The sequence below is a fragment of the Hydrogenovibrio sp. JE_KL2 genome (assembly GCF_009296185.1).
In the GTDB taxonomy this organism is placed as follows: domain Bacteria; phylum Pseudomonadota; class Gammaproteobacteria; order Thiomicrospirales; family Thiomicrospiraceae; genus Hydrogenovibrio.
This window is the reverse complement of the sequence record NZ_WBJR01000003.1, coordinates 291,009-308,482: the sequence shown is the minus strand read 5'-3', so window position 1 is coordinate 308,482 and position 17,474 is coordinate 291,009. Positions and strand designations below refer to the sequence as shown.

The following is a 17,474-nucleotide window of genomic DNA, read 5'->3' as shown; positions in this document are numbered from 1 at the left end:
AAACTGCAAAAAAACCTTTAAAACGGTAAAATCATCCTCTAATCGTTTTGTTAACCATTTTTACACGACGGAATTTTCCGAAACACGACTCTAAATCTCCCGACAACATGACCAAAAAAACCAAATCCGAAACCACCCACACCCCCATGATGCAGCAATACTTGGCAGTCAAAGCCGAGCACCCGAATCACCTGCTGTTTTATCGGATGGGCGATTTTTATGAACTCTTCCATGAAGATGCCAAAAAGGCTTCTGAGTTGCTCGATATCACCTTGACAGCTAGAGGCAAATCCGGCGGCGAACCGATTCCTATGGCGGGAATTCCCCATCACTCGGCGGACGGTTATTTGGCGAAACTGGTCAAACTGGGTGAATCAGTCGCTATCTGCGAGCAAGTGGGCGACCCGGCAACCTCTAAGGGCCCTGTTGAACGCAAGGTAGTACGCATCATCACGCCTGGCACCTTGGTAGAAGACGCTTTGCTTGAAGACAAGGCAGAGAATTTACTGTGCGCGATTGTCCAGAGTGAAACGGCAAATGACGCTCAATATGGTTTGGTTTACCTTGATGTCGCCAGTGGTCGATTTGAAGGCACCATGGTTGCCGATCAAGAAGCTCTCAGCTCCGAAGTGGAACGCCTGAAACCTGCGGAAATCATCCTGCCTGACGATCCCTTGTTTAAGCAAAACCTGCCGGAAACCGTTCGTAACAGACCCAACCTGGTAGATTTTCCTGCTTGGCATTTTGAACCGGAAAGCTCGCGTAAACGGCTGCTAAAACAGTTCGGCACCAAAGACTTGGTGGCTTTTGGCTGTAATGATTTGCCAGCATTGATTGCTGCAGCCGGTGGCATTATCCAATATGCTCAATCCATGCTGCAAAACGACTTGGCACATGTGCAAAGTTTACATACCTATCAGCAAGACGACACCCTGATTCTGGATGCCAACAGTCGCCGCAACCTTGAGCTGGATACCAACCTCAGCGGCGGCACTCACAACACCCTGTTTGCCATTCTCGACAAAACGGCAACCGCCATGGGTAGCCGTTTGCTCAAACGTTGGATCAACCAACCGCTGAGAGATCAAGCTAAGTTGAATGCAAGGCTGGACGCTATCGAATCCTTATTGACCAGCTACCAAATTGATGCATTTCGTGAGCTGCTCAAACCGATTGGCGATCTTGAGCGTATTCTCAGCCGAGTATCGCTTTACTCTGCGCGCCCGAGAGATTTATTGCACCTCGGTCGATCCCTCTTACAATTGCCTGAGCTACAAACATTACTGGCCGAACAGTCTGCCGACAGGTGGCAATCTCTTGCTAAAACACTCGGGCTCTATCCAGACTTAGCCGATACCTTGGATAAGGCGTTGGTTGAATCTCCACCAATGCTGATGCGAGACGGCGGCGTATTTGCCGAAGGTTATGATGCTGAGCTTGATGAGCTGCGCAACCTCAAAACTCAAGCAGGCGATTACCTGCTGGCACTGGAAGAACGCGAAAAGGAACGTACCGGGATATCAACATTGAAAGTCGGCTACAACCGCGTGCATGGCTATTACATTGAAGTCAGCAAACTGCAAGCAGACAAAGTGCCGATGGACTACCAGCGACGCCAAACCCTCAAGGGACAGGAACGTTATATCACCCCGGAACTCAAAACGTTTGAAGACAAGGTGCTGAGTGCAAACGAAAAAGCACTTGCCAGAGAGAAATGGCTGTACCAACAATTGTTGGAAACCATCAATGCCGAGTTGCGTCCTTTACAGGCAACGGCAGGCGCTTTGGCTGAAATCGATGTCTTGGTGAACTTAGCTCGTCAGGCAAACGCTTTAAACCTCAATCGCCCACAACTGACCGACGCGCCGGAAATCAGCATCATCAAAGGCCGACACTTGACAGTTGAAGCCCTGTCTTCACAACCGTTTATTCCCAACGACACTTGTTTTGACGAGCAGCGCCGCTTACAAATCATCACCGGGCCGAACATGGGCGGGAAATCCACCTTCATGCGTCAAACGGCGCTCATTGCTATCTTGGCCTACATGGGTTCTTATGTCCCCGCAGAATCTGCCAGGTTGGGGCCAATTGACCGTATTTTCACACGTATCGGTGCATCAGACGACCTGACTTCCGGGCGCTCGACTTTCATGGTGGAAATGACGGAAACCGCCAACATCCTGCACCATGCCACAGAAAACTCACTGATATTGATGGATGAAGTCGGTCGAGGCACTTCAACTTTCGATGGTTTGGCATTGGCTTGGGCGATAGCGGAACAAATGGCGGGTAAAATCAAAGGCTACTGCCTGTTCGCCACCCACTACTTTGAACTTACCACTTTGAATGAACAATATGACAATGTCATCAACATTCATTTGGATGCCGTCGAATATCAGGACAAAATCGTTTTCCTGCATCAGGTACAAGAAGGTCCAGCTTCCCAAAGCTATGGCTTGCAGGTAGCGGCTTTGGCGGGAGTTCCCAAGCCCGTTATTGATATTGCAAAACAGCAGCTCGCACGCTTGGAAAACCAAACCTTGGTCAACGCGCCTGTAGCACAATCAGCAAGCAGTTCACCGCATGCACAAGTCGATATGTTCGCCTATGCGCCAGATCCTGCTACAGAAAATATCATAGAGCAGTTACAAAACTGCCATCCAGATGAAATGACGCCAAAAATGGCTTTGGAAACGCTCTACGAGCTGAAAAAGCTTCTGTCGGACAAGTAGGTTAACAGTCGTTACAGTCTTTAACTTGCGTCAGGCGATTTCGCCCTTGGTTTTTGGAATCATAAAGGGCGATATCCACTTGTTTCAACACGCCTTTAACATCAACAGGCGGACATAAATCAGAATGGTATAAACCGCCGCTCAACGTCAGCTTCAGTTGTTCGCCATCAACCGGGAAAGGATGCTCTTCGACGGCTTTTAAAATATCCATAGCTTTCGACAGACTGTTTTCCATTGGCGCTCGACTGAGCAAAATCACAAACTCCTCCCCCCCTGCTCGGTATACCTTGTCATCATATCTGACGCCTTTTTCAGTCGCTTCGCGACCTCGATCAACACCATATCACCGACATCATGTCCATAGTTGTCGTTTACCCGCTTAAACCAATCGACATCAAACATCAAAATCGCAAATGGAATCTGTTGGCTGTGATAATCATTGATAGCATTTTCGATATCTTCTTCCATGTTCAACCGGTTCAGCAAACCAGTCAATGCATCATGTTGCGCCAGTTTTTCCAGTTTAGAGTTCGCCTCTTCCAAATGAGAAGTTCGTAATGCCACCAACTCCTGTAAAGACACCATGGTCTGCGCTTCGGACTTGGTAAGTTGAACAATTTTTCTGACCATTGGCCTGAAGATAAATACCACTTCCAGAATCAGTACGATGAGTGTCAAAATCCAGTTAAACCATTCTATCTGCTTCACTCTAGCGAGCTTTTGCTCACCCTCTTTCTGGTATTGATGAACCACCAAATTCAGGTCATGTAGCAAGCTTTCAGACACACCATTGATTTTGCTTAACACCTCTCGTGCGGCAACCTTATCATTTTCTGTCTCCAACACCCGAGCAAGAGCAACATAGTCGTCAACGCGCTTCGCCAAGTTCATTTTTCCAAAATACATCTCGTAAATGGGAGGAGAAAGCATCTCAAACTCTTCATTTCTGATATGACCGATAGACAGACGTTGATTCGTCAAAGCCATCTCCTGGGCATTTTTTTCCAACGCGTTCATCAGAAAAACAGCCGAATGCTGACATTTATCCAGATGGTCGAATCGTTTAAGATACAATCGGTGAGCATCAAGCGCAATATGCTGACTCAACATGCGTTGACGACCGGAAATATTGACAATTAATGCCGTATCGTAAGAGCGGGAAAGTGCTGACTGAAAGGCGTAGTAAGCTATCGTTGAGAGAAACGCAATCAAACTGATGGCAATAACATAACGTATCGTAATGTTATTTTCGAGTTTCCGAATATCCAATTGCCACATGACCATAGCCCTATAAAACTTCAAGGAAAAAAGTCTCGACGTTGAGGCTATACGACTTTCATTATGAAGAAGCTCGATAAATGTGTCTATGATTTTTTACTTAGACTTTGAAGCATGTCTTTCAACCATATGAAGTCAAGACACCTGAAAACCGCAAAAAATTCCATTTCATGCGCAATTACATTAATATTTGCTCATTTAATTTTGACCATGATTTCACCATAAAATAGAAGACCCACCTAAACCGTTGGGGAGAGAAATATTATGCAAGCGATGATTATTGACATCACACAAGAAAATTTTGAACAAATGGTCGTGCAAAACTCTATGCATGTGCCTGTTTTGGTAGACTTTTGGGCGCCTTGGTGCGGGCCTTGTAAACAGATTATGCCAGTGCTGGAAAAACTCGCCAATGATTTAGCGGGACGTTTTATCCTCGCAAAAATCAACACTGAAGAGCAAACCGAGCTGGCGAATCAATTTCAAATCCGCAGCATTCCGTCATTTAAAATCTACCATCAAGGCCAAATTGTCGAAGAGCTACAAGGCGCACAGCCTGTCAGCGCTTTCCAAACAGCCTTACAACCCTACCTCAAAGCCGACCCGTCAGAAGAGCTCAGACTCCAGGCGCATGATGCGTTTGCACAAGGCCAATACGACCAAGCCATCCAGCTCTTGGGTGAAGCCTCAAAAGCCAACCCCAATAACTTCCGCGTCCATTTGGATCTCTGCAAAATGTATTTCCAAAGCGGACATTTGGAACAAGCGCAAAACCTACTGGATAAATTACCGGACGAAGCCAAAGAATCCCAAGATGGGAAATCTCTCATGGCATTGTTTAAATTTACCAAAATCGTTGCCGAAGTCGGTAGTCTGGAAGAGATTCAAGCTCGCTTGGCCGCAGACCAAAACGACTGCGAAGCACTCTATGGGCTTTCCGGTTATTTGATGTTGAACAACAATCCTGAAAGTGCCATGCAAGCACTTCTCAAACTCTTCATGGTGGACAGAAGCTATGGCGATAACCTTGCACAAAAAACCTTGATTGAGGTTTTCGAGCTGCTGCAACAAGACCATCCTGAGCTGGTCAAAGCCTACCGCCGCAAACTTCAAAACTTAATGTTTTAATGACTGACGATAACGGACTTTAAGAACTCAAAGACAGATACATGATTCAACTCTCAACAGAAACACTCAAACAACTGCCAGTATTTGGTATCGCCGGTAACTTTGCCGAACATTTATCACAGGCCGGTGAAGATGCTGATTTCGTCAACGTGGAAACCGCTGAGGTACATGCTCCGAAAGGTATGTTTCCCATCTATCTTCCGGGGTTTGACTCTTTTGTGGGAACCTTTCCACTTTCTTCCGATGCGTTGGTTGCCGACTTTTCGCAGATGCAAAACCTGCAACTGGAGCCGGAAGTTTGCTTGTTATTGGACGTTGAGTATCAAAACAATCAAGTCCACAGTTTGATGCCAAAAGCTTTCACTGCATTTAATGACTGCTCCATTCGCAGGCCCAATGCGCACAAAATCAGCGAAAAGAAAAATTGGGGTGCCTCTTCAACCGGCATCGGCGAAGACTGGATTGCGATAGATAATCTTTCGGAAAACGGCAAGCTGGACCACTACCACATCGCATCCATGATTCGCCGTGATAATGAGGTGCTGGCCTATGGTGTCGACAGCCCGGTCGTCGGTTACCAATACTTTCACGAGAAACTGCTGAACTGGATCACGTCAACCCTTAACACCCAACCGGACTTTGGCCCTCTGGAAGCGCTACATGGCTATCTGGTGGCAATCGGTTACCCAAGCCAAATCATCGTCACACTGGGTGCGACCCGCTACACGCCTTTTGGGGAGACGGGTTATTTGAAGTCGGGAGACGAACTGGCCGTGTATGTTTATGACGCGACGCAAACCAATGAAGCCAACGTCATTGAACACTTCACACACCATGCAAACCAGCCTTTCGAGTCAGGCTGCTTTTTGCACCAATGGGTGAAAGACATTTCCGCTTAAAAAAATGCCAGGTTGGGTTGCCTACAAAGACACCCCAACCTGGCAGATTTTAGTTAACCAGATTTAGCTAAAGACTAATCACCGCAAGCCAACAGATATTCCAAAATCGGATTCGGCAACACCCCCATATCTTTTTGCAGATACATCGGCAAGTAAGTCGGCTCGGCAACCATCCCTCTTTCAATCATCTCTTGGATGGTATTCAAATAATGGAAACTGGTCTTACCGACATACAGCGGCGTCAGGTTGTGGTTTTTATAGATGCGCAATGCATCCTTCAACCCGCGCAGATACAAGAAATCCTTAGTGAAACCACCTCCGCGATAAACACGCGCAGTCAAACGGAAGGCCTCATCCTTATCCAACCCATAATCGTCGATCAATGCCTTGAAGGTGTATGAAAAGTCATAGTGCTTCACCATCATGTTCACGGCAATCACACGCAACGCCAAAGTTTGCAGACGCGGTAGGTTCAAATTACCCGTCATGAACTCCGCCAAAATCGCCAAGCCTTCTTGCGTGTAAGTATTGCCCGGCAAACCAAGTTTAAAGACCTTTAACTGCTGTTTATTGGCGTTATAAGTCGTCACCATATGCACACCCAACTCATGGTGGATAAGTGCGTCCAACTCCATATCATTCATTCGCATCGATTTGTTGATGAGGATGGTTCTCTTGCCGTTGTCGACCATCGCGGAAGCAATGATCTTATCCGTCACTTCAACATGACAATGAATGTTGTATTCATCCAGTGCATGTAGGAAACGCTCTTTGGCTTGCTTGGCGTCAATACTGCGCTCGGCAAACTCTTCAAACGGTTTGGCATAGAGTAGGAAATGCGCCAACTCGATATCTTCATCACTCGGCTCGCCATAATAACGCAAAGAGTTATAAAGGAACTTGTCGGTGCCTACAGTCGTGAGCAAGTCAATCTTGGTAGCGTAAGCATCAATAACGTCACGATACATCTGCTGAATCGAGATGTCCTTAACGGAAGATTCCGGCAACTTGTACAACTTCTCGCGGAACTCAAACGGATTGATTTCCAACTGACGATAGGTGAAGTCCGGCTCATAATTATAGCCTTTGGCGAAGAAACGCTTTTTCTCGCGCACAATGTTCTTCGGGTTGATGTAAGCTAGCGTCTCGATGCCTTTGCACAAGCGGTGCAACTTCATGTCCAACTTCTGAACATTTGGGTCGATTTCCGACGACAACATTTGCGTTTTACGTTTTGGCGTCTTCGGTTTATGCTGCTTGGCGAAAAACAGTGCCGTGTTCAAAAAGCGTTCTTTCAGCTCGGCTTTCAAAGTATCCAACACCATCGGATAAGGCTCGCCGCTTTGTTCGTCCATGAAGACTTTTTTCACTTCCGTCGGCAAGGCTAGCGTGTTTTTGAAATTGTTTTTAACGAAAGTCGCCAGATAACCGCGCCCCCAGAACACTTCATTAATGGCTGAGCGAGAAGAAATATTCGGCAACTCGATAGAGTTCAATGAATGATTCCAGTGCTGGATGACTTTATCCCAACGCACCGAATCAAGCTGCTCGGTACCGATATTGAAAACTGGTGGTTCTTGACCTTCCATACGCAGATAGTTGTAGGAATGCATGTCATACACCAAACAGTTACCGTGGCGTTTTTCGGTTTTCTTAATCAGCGCACCCAAAATACGATAGAACAAGGCGTGCTTCTCCAAGCTACGTTGTTTAACGTCTTCAGACAAAGGTGTTTGCCAAACCTGTTTACCCCAGGCTTCTTCATACACGCAGTTTTCCGGTGCACGGTTCAGGTCGTATTCATAGCGGGAATCTAATGCGGTGATGGTGATGGGCATGGAGGCAATCATCTCACCTGTAAAAGGGTCTTCTTCAAACAAGCGTTCAGACTCATTCAACGCACACAAATCGATCAACTCATCCCTAAGTTGATGACCGTCATGAATGGCGGCGCAAATGAAAAAACCGTAGTCTTCTATTTTGATTTCAAGCAGATTTTCTACACGAGCATGGAACAACTTGCCTTTATCTATGGCTTTTAAACAAGCTTTTTCGCTCCATTCAAACATCTTTCATTGCCTCTAAAAACTCAGCTTTACGAGCGGAGATATTGCGTTTACGTTTGGCGACACCTTCGACAAAATCGATAATTTTGGTTTGCAGTTTGACGCGGTTCAATTTGTTGATACGCATGATTCCGCCAGGGCTGAGAACATTGACTTCAATCAGCTTACCGTTAATGACATCAATCCCCACAAAGTACAAACCGTCACGTACCAGTTTTGGACCAATCAATCGACAAAGGTCTTTTTCAGTTTGTGTTAAATGGTGTTTTTGCACCGTACCGCCAGCATGAACATTGGAGCGCAAATCCCCCGTTGCCGGCACACGTTTCATGGCACCGATTGGTTGACCGTTCAGCATCAAGATACGCACATCGCCTTGATCCGCACCTTCAACATACTCTTGCAAAATGACGTAATTGCCCTTTTCGCTGCTATTGATATAAAAATCCAACAGCGATGAAAAACTGGCGATGGCTTGTTTTTCTACCATGATGACGCCATGACCGCCGTAACCGTCCAACGGTTTCATAATCATTTTGCCCGACTCGGAATTTTTCAATACCGACTCAAGGTATTCCGGGGTTTTCGACACATAGGTCTTAGGAATAAAACGATTATCAGGGTCATCAAAGGAACTGGTGTATAGCTTATTGTTGGCAATACGCAAGCCGTCAATATCATTCATGATAAAAACATCGTCACGCACCGAATCTAAGAAGTTCAAGGCTGTGACATTCAGCGGCGGGTTGGAACGCATGATAATGGCATCGAACCCCGCCAAGGGTAATTTCACCTTGCGGAACTTCGCTTTCTTATAAAAAGTGACGACTTTAGCCGGTGTCGGTTCATGCTGATCGAACACCTGGCAAAACGCCATGGCAGTCGATTCACGCATGGTTAGGTTGTGTACCGTTGCCAATGCCACCGTGTGTCCTCTGGAAACACATTCATGCACCATGCGTATGGTGGAATCCGTTTCCGGTTCTACTTTTTCCCAAGGGTACATAATAAATAGAATATTCACGTGGCACTGCCTCCAATTTGTGAATCGACCGTCTAAAAATCCAGCTTGAATCCCCTTTATTTCAGGGCTCAAAATATCGTGGCGATATTACCTGAAAGCGTTTCAAAAGGTAAGCGAAATATCGCGTCTTTTACTTATTTTCATCCATTTGTCATCTTGCCTGATTCAAGCAGAATTTCACTTGCCTTTAGGCGCTTTACATGCAGAATGAAAACTATAAATTTCCAACTAAGTTTCAAGCTGATTGACCCAGTTTGTCACTAACGCTTTAGTACATTTACCTTATCACTACAATCCCATGACGACAAATAGAAAATCCTTCGCCTTTCCGATGCCCCTTTCTCTTGGCAGGGTTGTGTAATGCGCTTTGACTTTGCGAACACCAGCCCTCAAAAAAAAGGAGAGTTCTTCGCTTTAAGCCTGACTTTTATCGAAGCCTGGTTTCCGATTTTCGCCACCTTTACCGTCACAACTCTGGGCGCATTGCATGCTTATTTTTACAGCTTGGCCATCGCTTCTATCGCTCTAATTTTCTGGTGGTTGTTCAGAAAACGACAAGATGAAATCTTCAATAAGGAAGCCTATTTCTCGCTTTTCATGATCAGCGTTTTGATTACGACTTTATTCGCCCTGGTTTTTCTCGGGTTGCGCTACACCTCTGCCAACAATGTCGCCATCATCCTGTTTTTGCAAATTCTGTTCACGTATCTTCTTCTGGGAAGACGCCAAGGAGAAACCCTTAATCTTCCGCATACGCTCGGCGTCATCCTGATGACTCTCGGTGCGGTTCTGGTACTTTTCCCGAAGCACTTCAGCTTACACATTGGGGATGCCATGGTTTTAGGGGCGGCGATTATCGCGCCTTTCGTCAACCTATACCAAAAACGTGCGCGACGTCATGTATCAAGTGAAACGATTTTGCTGACACGCTCCGTTTTGGCGCTCCCCATCATTTATCTTCTGGCGGTTATTTTCGAGCCGTCACCGAGTTGGCAACTCGTCCAAAGCCAATGGATTTGGCTAGTGTTGATCGGCACCTTAGTATTCGTCATTGCCAAGATTCTCTGGGTAGAAGCGGTTTTTTTACTCCCCATCACCAAGGTCAACGCACTGTTCGCACTCGCGCCTTTGATGACGATAGGCTTGTCCTACTGGGTGCTTGACCAAGCCCCGACGCTTTCTCAATTGATTGGCGTCTTCCCAATCTTGATTGGCGGCTACCTGATTACCCGGCGAGTTGCATAGTAGTCAGATCACCTCATACCCCAACCTGGCAGATTTTATCCACGCTTATTCATGGTTTTCCGGCAGATGATTAAGCTAAAATAGAATTCATCCATTTCAATTCACTTTAAATCAAGGCAAACAAAGTCATGAATAAAACGATCATGCGTTCCTCATTTATCGGCGGGCTTTTCGCTTCATTACTGTTACTGTCAGGCTGCTCCATGATTCAGGTCAGCCAGGATTACGACCCTAAAGCAGATTTCACTCAGCTCCACAGCTACCAGTGGCTACCGGCTGATATGCAAACCAAACCAAAGGCGACTGACTTTGAAAAAACCAATCCACTGATTGCCAAACGCATTGAGACCGCTTTAGTCCATGAATTAAATCTGAAAGGACAATCAATCGTTGATAAAGGTGCTGATGCCTACATCACCTACCACATCAGCTCTGTGTCTAAAATTCGTTCCAGCCCGGTGACAACCTCTATCGGCTTCGGAAGCGGCTTGGGCGGTGGAGTCTACACTGGCTTTGGATTTCAAACCGGTAGTGATGTAGAGCAGTATCAAGAAGGACAATTGGTGGTAGACATCCTCAGTTTGAAAGGTCAATTATTATGGCGCGGCACCAGCTCTACACCGCTTGAAGATCACTCAACGCCAGAAGAAACCACCAAACTCGTGAATGAAATAGTGCAAAAATTGATGGCTCAATATCCACCGAAGAAATAAGGATTGAGACCATCAAAAAAGCAATGTGACCAATCCTAATGCGGCACTCAACAGAATCACCGGGATAAAGCCCCATTGCTTCCAAAACAACAACCCTATCGCCAACGCACTGATGCCTAATGCGATGGGGTCAATTGCCAGCCAACCATCCAAGTTTTCAAACATTTTGGGGGCATGCGGCCAAAAAACGTGATACCCGAAAAAGACCGCAAGGTTCATCATCACACCAACCAATGCCGCACTGATGGCCGTCAACAACCCTTTTAGCTTGGCGTTTTCACGCCCGGCTTCCACCAAAGGCGCGCCGGCCAAAATCAGCAGAAAAGAAGGCAAGAAACTAAAAAACGTGACCACACCTGCCGCCAACAACCCGTTTACAAATGGCGATACGGTTGGTAGCGCTTCTTGTCCCCAACCGCCGACAAAACCAATAAAAGTAACAATCATGATTAACGGCCCAGGCGTTGTTTCACCCAATGCCAGCCCATCAATCATCTGCGGTGCCGTCAGCCACGCGAAATGCTCTACCGCCCCTTGATAAACATAAGGCAACACTGCATAGGCGCCACCAAACGTCAGCCAAGCAGCCTTGGTGAAAAACCATCCCATTTGCACCAGCGCCGAATTGACATCGCCAGTCCATACAATTAATCCCGCCATTGCTGACGCCCAGATAGCGACCCCCAGTAACACGATATGTAGCAGTTTCCGCCAGTGAAATTTGGTGTGCGCCAATACCGTATCATCATCTATCAGCGCCTTTTCCATACTATCGCCCATTGATGCAGAAACTGGCTTAGCCTCTAAAACACGAGGCGCAACAAAGCTCAGCATCAAAGCAATGCTCAACGCCGCCAACATAATCAAAGGGAAAGGTAAGTTGAAAACAGCGATGGCGACAAACGCGCCGATTGCCAGCCACCACAAAACGGCATGATGCAACACACGGCTTGCCAAGCGATAGACGGCAACCACGACAATGGCGAAAACCGCAGGCTTGATGCCATAGAAAATAGCCGTTATCCAAGCCAAGTGACCATAAGTCAAATAAACCCAACTGAGCAACACCAACAGGAAAAATGCCGGCAAGATAAACAACAGTCCGGCAGCAAGTCCACCGACTGTGCCATGCATCAACCACCCCATGTAAGTTGCGAGCTGTTGAGCCTCTGGCCCGGGAAGTAACAGGGTGTAGTTCAATGCATTCAGAAAGCGCTTTTCCGAAATCCATCGACGCCTTTCCACCAACTCTTGATGCATCAAACTGATTTGCCCTGCTGGTCCGCCAAAACTGATGAATCCAAGCCTCAACCAATACAACAAAGCCGTCAGAAAAGGAATCATCGGTTTAGGATCGGGAGATTGAGAAGGTTGTGACATCACTGGGGACAACTTAGAATCAAATATCGGATTATTTTAAACGATAAAAGTGACGCCTTTGTGACGTGAATAACAAGCGAATAAAATCTACCAGGTTGGGGTATTTTACTGCCACCAAATTAAGATTAACGCTGGGCGTTGTCATCAAAAACTGCTTTAATAAGAAATCATAAAGCACCTTGAAACGACAACCAACACCCCCTACATCATAGACGCACCGGAGAATACTCATGAAACTGGCTTTTTTCAGCACCACCAAAACCGATAAACGCTTGTTTGATTCTGCCAAGGGCAACTACGATGTGGAAATCGACTACTTTGAGCATCATTTATCGGAAAAAACCGTTGCCTTGGCACAACCCTATGACGCTGTTTGTGTCTTTGTGAATGATGATGTGACGGATAAGGTGATCGCCAAACTCCATGACTATGGCATTCGTTTGATTCTACTGCGTTGTGCCGGTTTCAACCAAGTGAACATAGCCTCTGCAAACCAATACGGCATGACGGTACTGCGTGTTCCCGACTATTCTCCAATGGCGGTTGCCGAACATGCCTTGGCGATGATGATGAGTTTGAACCGCAAAACCTACAAAGCCTATAACCGTGTTCGCGACAGCAACTTCTCATTGGAAGGTTTGCTCGGGTTCGATATGTTCCAAAAAACCGCTGGCGTGGTGGGTACCGGGCATATTGGTTATCACATGGCGCGCATTCTGAAAGGCCTTGGGCTGGAAGTGTTGGCTTACGATGTAAAACAGAACCCTGAAGTCCTCGGTCTTGGTGTGGAGTATGTGGATTTGGACACACTTTATACAAAGGCGGACATCATTTCATTGCATGTGCCCTTGTTCAAAGAAACCCATCATCTTATCAACGAGCAATCCATTGCCAAGATGAAACCGGGCGTGATGATTATCAATACCAGCCGTGGAGGCATATTGGATGCCAGCGCAGTCGTTGACGCATTGAAATCAGGTCAAATCGGTTATCTGGGCATTGATGTTTATGAGCAGGAAGCGGATTTGTTTTTTGAAGACCGTTCTGAACAAATCATTCAAGACGACCTCTTTGAACGCCTGCTAATGTTCCCGAATGTACTGGTCACAGCGCATCAAGGCTTTTACACCAAAGAAGCGTTATGCCATATCGTTGAGACGACGTTGGATAATCTGAAACGTTTCAAAGAAGAAACGGTATTGACAGGCAACCAAGTGAAATAACATTTCACCCGCTAAGACATAAAAAAAGGGCTCCAAGGAGCCCTTTTTACTTCACAAGACAGCGTCTTAAATGACTTCCGCCAACAAAGTATTCATACGCTTGATGAAGTCTGCCGGGCGTTCTAATTGATCGCCTTCAGCTAACTGTGCTTGCTCAAGCAAGAACAATGACCATTCTTTGACCTTGTCTTCTGCATCGATTTTCTCGAGTTTCTTCACTAGAGGATGCGTCGGATTCAACTCAAGAACGGGTTTCTGCTTAGGCATAGCCTGCCCCATCTGCTCCATGATACGTGCCATGTGTGCAGACATATCGCCTTCGGCACTCACGACGCAAGCTGGAGAATCCGTCAGACGATGCGTAATACGCACATCAGAAACCAAGTCTTCAATCGCCGTTTTGACCTTTTCAGTAATGGCTTCACGAGCTTTTTTATCTTCTTCGGTCAAGTCCGCTTCATCTTCCGCTTCAAACTCTTTCAAGTCAGCAGACGTGATGGACTTCAATTGCTTGCCGTCAAAGTCAGTCAAATGCGCCACTAACCACTCGTCAATGCGATCAGTCAACAACAACACCTCAATACCCTTTTTACGGAACATCTCAAGGTGAGGGCTACCTGACGCCGCTGCATAGCTATCACCGGTAATGAAGTAGATCGCTTGCTGATCTTCTTTCATACGGTCTACATAGTCTTGCAAAGAGACACGTTGCTCTTGTGTTGAAGATTCGTGCGTTGTGGTAAATCTTAACAGCTTGGCAATCTTTTCTTTGTTGGCGTAATCTTCGATGACCCCTTCTTTCATGACGTTACCGAACTGATCCCAGAAAGTATTGAAATCGGTTTGGTCTTCCGCCTTTGCCATTTTCTCCAAGCTATCCAACACACGTTTGACGGATGCTGAACGAATCTTATCGATCACCTTGTTGCTTTGCAGGATTTCACGCGAAACGTTCAAAGGCAGATCATTAGAATCAATCACACCGCGGACAAAGCGCAAGTAAGCCGGCAATAGGTTTTCAGCGTCATCCATAATGAATACGCGTTTTACATACAACTTCAACCCATAACGACGATCACGGTCATACAAATCAAATGGCGCACGTTTTGGCACATACAGCAAAGAGGTATATTCCAATGTTCCTTCGACTTTGTTGTGAAGGGTCGTCAACGGGTTTTCAAAATCATGTGAAAGAGTTTGATAGAAGTTGTTGTACTCTTCATCTGTCAATTCAGACTTTGGTTGGGTCCAAATCGCAGTCGCCTTGTTGACCTGCTCCAGTGACTTTTCACCGTTTGGTTTGCCTTCATCATCCAACGCTTCCTTCCACATCTTGATCGGGAAGTTGATATGGTCAGAATAGGTTGTGATGATATTTTTCAGGCGGAAGTCGCTCAGGAACTCATCCATGTCTTCTTTCAAATGCAGGATGATTTCGGTACCCTTGGTCTCTTTCTCGATGGTTTCCAGCGTGTACTCGCCTTCACCATCTGATACCCATCGTGTTCCATTCGCTTTATCATCGCCTGCTCTACGGGTATTCAGCGTGACCTTATCTGCAACAATAAAGGATGCATAAAATCCAACCCCGAACTGTCCGATCAAATGACTGTCTTTTGCCTGATCACCTGACAGGTTTTCCAAAAATTTCTTCGTTCCTGAGTTGGCAATCGTACCGATGTTGGCAATAACCTCGTCACGCGTCATGCCGATACCGTTATCGGAAATCGTCACGGTACGCGCATCTTTATCAAAATCAACCAAAATGGAAAGCTCTGACTCACCTTCGGTCAAGGCGTCATTAGAAACCGACTCGAATCTCAACTTATCCAAAGCATCGGAAGCGTTAGAGACCAACTCTCTCAAAAAGATTTCTTTATTACTGTAAAGGGCGTGAATCATCAGCTTCAATAGCTGATTGACTTCAGTTTGAAAGGCATGAGTTTCGGTATGACTCATTCTATCGTTCTCCTAATTTTACGATTTCATCAATGATTGTTTTTTAAGCTCTTAGTTAAGTAAGGGTCATCGCGTGTTTTTCAAGAGCCAAAAACAAAAAAAGCGCAGAAAACTGCGCTTTTTTTTAGGTTTCTATCCTAATCGGATTATTTATCAGCCACTTTTTCCAAAGCGTCTTTGATTTCATCGGGTGCATTCGCGATAGACATGAAACTTCCTGAACCCATCATCGATAGACTTGGCCAGTTGATTGCGATACGGAACTTACCGTTAAGGGCAATCGCTTTATCACCAACCACTAGAATCTCATATGGCAAGTGCGCTGCATGTGAATGACCTGAACCATCGATTTGTGAAAGGATGTTTTTATCAGAACCTTCTCCTTTTGAAATCGCCACACCAAATACAGTTGATTTTGCATCAGGAATATCAATACGGTAAACCTTAGTCACACCTGCTTTACCAGCTGCCAATGCTTTCTCGATAGTATCAACCGCTTGTTGATGTGAATCATAATCTTCTAGCTCATCAACATCATCAAAATAAGGCATCATGAATTTGTAGTGGTAATCTCTCAAATCCCCTGCACTCAAGGCTTCATCTGCACCGAAAGTTGCTTGGTTACCCAATGCTTTTTCCATTGCCGCTTGGATAGGTGCAATATCCCCTTTCATTTTGTAAACATTCCACATGTAAGTTGGGTTGGTATAAGAAACTTCGGTATTACCACCGCGTTTTACGATGGACACTCTTTCCATTGCGCCGAAAGCACCATTTTTAGACTGAGCTGCCAACGCTTTCAAAGCATCATTGGTTACCACAACAACTTGGACATCTGCAGTTGGGCTATAAGAACCAACCACCTGAAAACCATTTGCAGTCAGAGCTGATTTTGCTTTATCTGCTGCCGCTTCCACTGAATCTGAGGTTGTCGAACCTAGAATGAATGGCATATAAGAAGCAGCCATTGCAGCGGTAGAACTAACCAATAGCGCTGCTGAAATGGCCAATGCAGACCAAAGAGATTTCAATTTCATGTTTACCTGTCCCTAATATAATTATTTAATGAAAGAAGCCTTATTGTGAGGAATAGCTTGGTAAATTCAAAATTCAAATTATTTATGTGCAAATAAGCGCCAGTAAAGCCAACAGAGCGCTTTATACGCTTACTTGAAAAAGTCGGACACAAAAAAACCGCATTCTTGCGGTTTCTTTAATTAAGCGCTTGTGCCAACTCAAAAAAATTCGATTTCTTCCTCGTCTTCCTCTTCGGCATGCATACGATTGCGCATACGTTCTTTCATCTCGTTAATCGCATCTTCAGCTGGCATCCCTTTATCGAAGATCAGTTCAAATAACTCTTCCTCTTCTTTCATAGTCGTGCCTTTACGAACGCTCTCTTTGAAAGCTTGCCACTGAGCTTCATCCTGCGCATGCATTTCGTGAGAGACAATATCTGCTAAACCAGACAGACCTTGAGAAACATGATCCAACCTTTGGCTCAACTTATCGTAAAACTGGAAAGCAATAATGGCTTGCTGCATTTTCATCGCCAACTCATTGGTTTGCAATAACAAAGATGCATTATGCTCTTCCATGCCTTCTATATCTTCAGCCATTTCAGCAATTAATCTGCTGGAAGCCTCGATTCCCTCAATATGCTTACTCATAAAAGAAAAGGAATCGATCAAGGTATTAACAGAGTTATCACCATCGGTGATTGATAATTCTATCTGAGCAACAGATAAATTCAAAACCATTATGGTTTCTTGAACTTCTTTCGCCCCAAGTGCATACGACATAGAGTTCTCTTTTTATATTTTTTTA

12 protein-coding genes and 1 pseudogene are annotated in these 17,474 nt (G+C 45.6%); 6 read left to right on the top strand and 7 right to left on the bottom strand.

The window, feature by feature from the left end; translation table 11 throughout:
- The first annotated feature begins 107 nt into the window (after positions 1-107).
- The gene (gene mutS, locus F8R13_RS07440; protein ID WP_152833134.1) at positions 108-2,732 is read left to right on the top strand and encodes a DNA mismatch repair protein MutS; all 2,625 of its coding nucleotides are present in this window, start codon (positions 108-110) and stop codon (positions 2,730-2,732) included.
- 88 nt (positions 2,733-2,820) lie between these two features.
- Here mutS and F8R13_RS07435 read toward each other — a convergent pair.
- Positions 2,821-3,317, bottom strand: a pseudogene (locus F8R13_RS07435) (GGDEF domain-containing protein); the annotation flags it as partial.
- 957 nt (positions 3,318-4,274) lie between these two features.
- Here F8R13_RS07435 and trxA point away from each other — a divergent pair.
- Positions 4,275-5,138 carry a thioredoxin gene (gene trxA, locus F8R13_RS07425; RefSeq protein ID WP_152833128.1) on the top strand — a complete coding sequence of 288 codons (864 nt, stop codon included), beginning with the start codon at positions 4,275-4,277 and terminating at the stop codon, positions 5,136-5,138.
- A 41-nt stretch (positions 5,139-5,179) separates the two neighbouring features.
- Complete coding sequence (locus tag F8R13_RS07420; protein WP_216642611.1) at positions 5,180-6,037, top strand: DUF5718 family protein; 858 nt, start codon at positions 5,180-5,182, stop codon at positions 6,035-6,037.
- 74 nt (positions 6,038-6,111) lie between these two features.
- Here the strand turns inward: F8R13_RS07420 and F8R13_RS07415 are convergent, their stop codons facing one another.
- Together F8R13_RS07415 and gshB are read right to left on the bottom strand one after the other, a co-directional pair.
- Positions 6,112-8,106, bottom strand: a complete 1,995-nt coding sequence (locus tag F8R13_RS07415) for a flavohemoglobin expression-modulating QEGLA motif protein (RefSeq protein WP_152833126.1) — start codon at positions 8,104-8,106, stop codon at positions 6,112-6,114.
- Positions 8,099-9,127 carry a glutathione synthase gene (gshB, locus tag F8R13_RS07410; RefSeq protein WP_371414923.1) on the bottom strand — a complete coding sequence of 343 codons (1,029 nt, stop codon included), beginning with the start codon at positions 9,125-9,127 and terminating at the stop codon, positions 8,099-8,101. The genes F8R13_RS07415 and gshB overlap by 8 nt, the downstream gene beginning before the upstream one ends.
- A gap of 360 nt (positions 9,128-9,487) precedes the next feature.
- On the opposite strand from gshB, the gene F8R13_RS07405 reads away from it, so the two are divergent.
- Positions 9,488-10,372, top strand: coding sequence for a DMT family transporter (locus tag F8R13_RS07405; protein ID WP_152833124.1), 885 nt, complete (start codon positions 9,488-9,490; stop codon positions 10,370-10,372).
- Between the two features lie 128 nt (positions 10,373-10,500).
- Positions 10,501-11,085, top strand: a complete 585-nt coding sequence (locus tag F8R13_RS07400; RefSeq protein ID WP_152833122.1) for a DUF4136 domain-containing protein — start codon at positions 10,501-10,503, stop codon at positions 11,083-11,085.
- Positions 11,086-11,097: 12 nt separating this feature from the next.
- Here the strand turns inward: F8R13_RS07400 and chrA are convergent, their stop codons facing one another.
- On the bottom strand, positions 11,098-12,465 hold the full coding sequence (gene chrA, locus F8R13_RS07395) for a chromate efflux transporter (RefSeq protein ID WP_152833120.1): 1,368 nt from the start codon (positions 12,463-12,465) through the stop codon (positions 11,098-11,100).
- A gap of 230 nt (positions 12,466-12,695) precedes the next feature.
- Here chrA and F8R13_RS07390 point away from each other — a divergent pair, with 230 nt between their 5' ends.
- On the top strand, positions 12,696-13,688 hold the full coding sequence (locus F8R13_RS07390; RefSeq protein WP_152833118.1) for a 2-hydroxyacid dehydrogenase: 993 nt from the start codon (positions 12,696-12,698) through the stop codon (positions 13,686-13,688).
- A gap of 66 nt (positions 13,689-13,754) precedes the next feature.
- On the opposite strand, the gene htpG is transcribed toward F8R13_RS07390, so the two are convergent.
- The 3 genes from htpG to F8R13_RS07375 all read right to left on the bottom strand — a co-directional run bounded on the left by htpG (position 13,755) and on the right by F8R13_RS07375 (position 17,449).
- Positions 13,755-15,647, bottom strand: a complete 1,893-nt coding sequence (htpG, locus tag F8R13_RS07385; RefSeq protein WP_152833116.1) for a molecular chaperone HtpG — start codon at positions 15,645-15,647, stop codon at positions 13,755-13,757.
- 146 nt (positions 15,648-15,793) lie between these two features.
- Positions 15,794-16,684, bottom strand: a complete 891-nt coding sequence (locus F8R13_RS07380) for a hypothetical protein (RefSeq protein WP_152833114.1) — start codon at positions 16,682-16,684, stop codon at positions 15,794-15,796.
- A 198-nt stretch (positions 16,685-16,882) separates the two neighbouring features.
- Positions 16,883-17,449, bottom strand: coding sequence for a hypothetical protein (locus F8R13_RS07375; RefSeq protein WP_152833112.1), 567 nt, complete (start codon positions 17,447-17,449; stop codon positions 16,883-16,885).
- Between the last annotated feature and the right edge of the window lie 25 nt (positions 17,450-17,474).

Bases quoted from the DNA above. Each gene is read 5' to 3' on its own strand.
- mutS (WP_152833134.1), top strand. From the start codon at position 108: ATGACCAAAAAAACCAAATCCGAAACCACCCACACCCCCATGATGCAG.
- trxA (WP_152833128.1), top strand. From the start codon at position 4,275: ATGCAAGCGATGATTATTGACATCACACAAGAAAATTTTGAACAAATG.
- F8R13_RS07420 (WP_216642611.1), top strand. From the start codon at position 5,180: ATGATTCAACTCTCAACAGAAACACTCAAACAACTGCCAGTATTTGGT.
- F8R13_RS07415 (WP_152833126.1), bottom strand. From the start codon at position 8,106: ATGTTTGAATGGAGCGAAAAAGCTTGTTTAAAAGCCATAGATAAAGGC.
- F8R13_RS07405 (WP_152833124.1), top strand. From the start codon at position 9,488: ATGCGCTTTGACTTTGCGAACACCAGCCCTCAAAAAAAAGGAGAGTTC.
- F8R13_RS07400 (WP_152833122.1), top strand. From the start codon at position 10,501: ATGAATAAAACGATCATGCGTTCCTCATTTATCGGCGGGCTTTTCGCT.
- chrA (WP_152833120.1), bottom strand. From the start codon at position 12,465: ATGTCACAACCTTCTCAATCTCCCGATCCTAAACCGATGATTCCTTTT.
- F8R13_RS07390 (WP_152833118.1), top strand. From the start codon at position 12,696: ATGAAACTGGCTTTTTTCAGCACCACCAAAACCGATAAACGCTTGTTT.
- htpG (WP_152833116.1), bottom strand. From the start codon at position 15,647: ATGAGTCATACCGAAACTCATGCCTTTCAAACTGAAGTCAATCAGCTA.
- F8R13_RS07380 (WP_152833114.1), bottom strand. From the start codon at position 16,684: ATGAAATTGAAATCTCTTTGGTCTGCATTGGCCATTTCAGCAGCGCTA.
- F8R13_RS07375 (WP_152833112.1), bottom strand. From the start codon at position 17,449: ATGTCGTATGCACTTGGGGCGAAAGAAGTTCAAGAAACCATAATGGTT.